Below are 3168 nucleotides of genomic sequence, written 5' to 3' on the forward strand. Positions count from 1 at the left end.
TCGCCACTGCCTAGAGTTCGGCCCAACGCAAACACCTGCCTGCCGAGCAGGGCGATCTTCATGAGGGGCTCCAGGCAGGTGTTTGCGTTGGGCCGAACTCTAGGCAGTGGCGATGACGAAAGAAAGCGCTACTCCGACGAAAGCAATTGCTGTTTCGACGATTCGTCGCGATGATTCGTCGTTATGAATGAATCGCGGGTAAACCCGAATCCCTCGCCAGACGACCTGGACCGACGCCTGATCCTGCTGCTGCAGGCCAATGCGCGGGAGAGCACGGCGACGCTGGCGCGCAAGCTCGGCGTCGCGCGAACCACCGTCGTCGCACGGCTGGCGCGGCTGGAGGCCAGCGGCCGCATCGTTGGCTATACGGCCCGCCTGGGCGGCGATGAAGCCGGCCGCAGCGTGCAGGCCTTTGTCGGCATCACCGTCAGCCCCAAGGCCGGTCGCGAAGTCGTCAAGCGACTAGCAGAACTGCCCGAGCTGCGCCAGCTCGCCTCCGTCAGCGGTGAATTCGATTACATGGCGCTGCTGCGCGCCGACACTACGGCCCGACTCGACGCCCTGCTCGACGAGATCGGCGAGATCGACGGCGTGCTGCGCACCAACAGTTCGGTCGTGCTGGCTTTGCGCGTCGACCGACAAACCTGAACCGGACAGAACTGGAGACCACGATGACCTGGCTTGCCCTCGGCCTCGCCCTCTTTCTCGGCATCCACCTGATTCGCGCGCTGGCGCCGCAATGGCGCGACGCGCAAATGGCGCGGCTCGGCGAGAAGGGCTGGAAGGGCCTCTACACCCTGGTCTCCCTCATCGGCTTCGGGCTGATCCTCTGGGGCTTCTCGCAAGCGCGTCTCAATCCCATCGTGTTGTGGCCGCCCATCCACGGCATGAACCACGCGGCCGCATCGCTGATGCTCGTCGCCATGATCCTGATGGCCGCAGCCTATGTGCCGCGCAATCACATCAAGGCCAAGCTGCAACATCCGATGACGCTGTCGGTCAAGGTCTGGGCCTTTGCCCACCTGATCGCCAACAACACGCTGGCCGACGTGATGCTGTTCGGCAGCTTCCTCGTCTGGGCCATTCTGGTCTTTCGCGCCGCGCGGCGTCGGCCAGGGCCGGTGCCGGCCGCTGGCACGGTGGCCGGCACGGCGGCCACCATCGCCGTCGGCGTCGCGCTGTGGGCCTTCTTCGCCTTCTGGGCGCACGCGGCCTGGCTGGGCATCGCACCGTTGGGGTAGGCGGCGCACGCCCATGAACCTAAGTCCTCGGCGAGGTCCTGCGCGCGCAGCGGTACGCATAGACTCGAAGGTAGATGACCCGCCGCTCTTGGATGCGCTTTTGGGCCTGCCTTCTGGCCCTGACGGCAACCGTCGCCAACGCCACAGACACCCAGGCCAAGCCCCTCACCGCCTGTGGCGAACCCGGCATCGGGCCGCCCTGGCTGTACCGCACGCCGGGCCTGCCGCAGCAGCTGAACGGCTTCCTCGTCGATCTCTGGCCGCCGCTGTTTGCCAAGCTCGGTGTCGAGCTCAAGTTGATCGGCGACCTGCCGTTCAAGCGCTGCCTGCGGGCCGTCGCGTCCGGCGAGATCGATTTCGCGCTCGCGGCCTATTACGACGACGAGCGCGGCAAGCTGCTGGCTTTTTCCAAACCCTACAAGACGTTCACGCCCCAGGTCTTCTTCCGCAAGGCGCAGCCCTTGCAGATTTCCGACCGCGCCGGGCTGAAGCGCTGGCGCGGCTGTGGCAAGAACGGTTCAACTTATGCCCACTACGGCCTGGGCCCGGGTGACCTGGACCAGGGGGCGCGCAACTACCAGCAGCTGATCGAGAAACTGCTGCTCGGCCGCTGCGACTACTTCGTCGAAGAACTCGAAGTCATCGAGCAATGGGAGCTCGGCAAGGTCGACCACCTGGCCACGCCGGGGCTGGCCCATGCGCCGCTGTCGGACGTCTCACCACCGGCCTTCCATGTGGTCGCCGCACGGGGGAGCGCGGCGGCGGAGCTGCTGCCACGCCTGGATGCCGCCTTCGCCGAGGCCACGCGCAAGGGTGAAGTGGCGCGCCACTGGAAGCGCCACGCAGGCAAGCTGCCCTACTGAACCTCAGGCGGCCGACTGGCCGCGGCATGCGTCCATCAACCTCGTCAACCCCAGCAACGCATCCAGCATCGGCGTCGCCACGCCGAGCTGCTGCGCCAGCTCCCGCGGCGCCGCCAGCAATGCGTCGGTCTCGATAGGCCGCCCCGCCTCGATGTCCTGCAGCATCGAGGTCTTGAAGGCCCCGAGCGAGCGCGTGATGGTGTGCCGGTCCTGCGGCGTCTGGGCGATCGGGCAGCCCATGCCTTCACCGACCTCGGCGGCCTCCGCCATGATGGCCGTCGTGAACTCGCGCACGAGGTCGTCGTCCAGGATGCGGTCCGTCGTGGCGCGGGTCAGCGCCGAGACCGGGTTGGTCGTCATATTGCCCCAGAGCTTGTACCAGGCGTCACGCTGGATGCTCTCGGCCGCCTTGGCCTCGAAGCCGGCGTCGCCGAGCAGCGCGATCAGCGCATCGACGGCCAGGCTCGTGCCGCCCGTGGCCTCGCCGATCAGCAGGCCGTTGCCCATCACGTGGTGGACCCAGCCCGGGCCGCGCAGCGCGCAGCTGGCATGAACGACGCAGCCGATGACGCGCTGGGGCGGGATCAGCGCGGCGATGCGGCCATCGGGGTCCACGCATTTCAGCGTCAGCCCCTGCACGGGCAAGCCGGCCGTGAACCACCATGGCAGGCCGTTCAGCGCCGTGAGCACGCGCGTGTCCGGCCCGCAAAGCTGGGCGACCTGGGCCGCGACGCCGGCGATGGCCGGGCCCTTGACGGCGAGGATGACCAGGTCCTGCAGGCCGARCTCGGCGGCGTCGCCGGTCACGCGCAGCGGCGCACGCCAGCTGTCCTCGCCGCTGTCCAGCCGCAGGCCGTGCTCACGCACGGCCGCCAGCGTGTCGCCGCGGGCCAGGGCGCTGACGGCCACACCTTCGACGCGTTGCAGATGCGCGGCCATCCAGCCGCCGATGGCCCCCAGGCCGACGATACAGACCTTAAACATGGGGGGGCCTGCTCGCCCTCAGGGGAGCGATGCGAGAGGGGCTGCGCGGGCGCATGGCGTTGTTGCTGTCTCTTATACAC

At 68.1% G+C, this 3168-nt stretch carries 4 protein-coding genes; 3 read left to right on the top strand and 1 reads right to left on the bottom strand.

Features of this window, described 5'->3' with window-relative positions; translation table 11 throughout:
- Positions 1-183 precede the first annotated feature (183 nt).
- The 3 genes from ACXJKR_RS28130 (at position 184) to ACXJKR_RS28140 (ending at position 2104) form a co-directional block, all read left to right on the top strand.
- On the top strand, positions 184-648 hold the full coding sequence (locus ACXJKR_RS28130) for an Lrp/AsnC family transcriptional regulator (RefSeq protein ID WP_457325641.1): 465 nt from the start codon (positions 184-186) through the stop codon (positions 646-648).
- 23 nt (positions 649-671) lie between these two features.
- The gene (locus ACXJKR_RS28135) at positions 672-1241 is read left to right on the top strand and encodes an NnrU family protein (protein ID WP_457325642.1); all 570 of its coding nucleotides are present in this window, start codon (positions 672-674) and stop codon (positions 1239-1241) included.
- Positions 1242-1315: 74 nt separating this feature from the next.
- Entirely contained in the window at positions 1316-2104 is a 789-nt protein-coding gene (locus ACXJKR_RS28140; protein WP_457325643.1) for a substrate-binding periplasmic protein, read from the top strand.
- A 3-nt stretch (positions 2105-2107) separates the two neighbouring features.
- Here ACXJKR_RS28140 and ACXJKR_RS28145 read toward each other — a convergent pair whose 3' ends face one another.
- The gene (locus tag ACXJKR_RS28145) at positions 2108-3088 is read right to left on the bottom strand and encodes a 2-dehydropantoate 2-reductase (RefSeq protein WP_457325644.1); all 981 of its coding nucleotides are present in this window, start codon (positions 3086-3088) and stop codon (positions 2108-2110) included.
- Between the last annotated feature and the right edge of the window lie 80 nt (positions 3089-3168).

It is taken from the genome of Roseateles sp. P5_E11 (genome assembly GCF_054049355.1).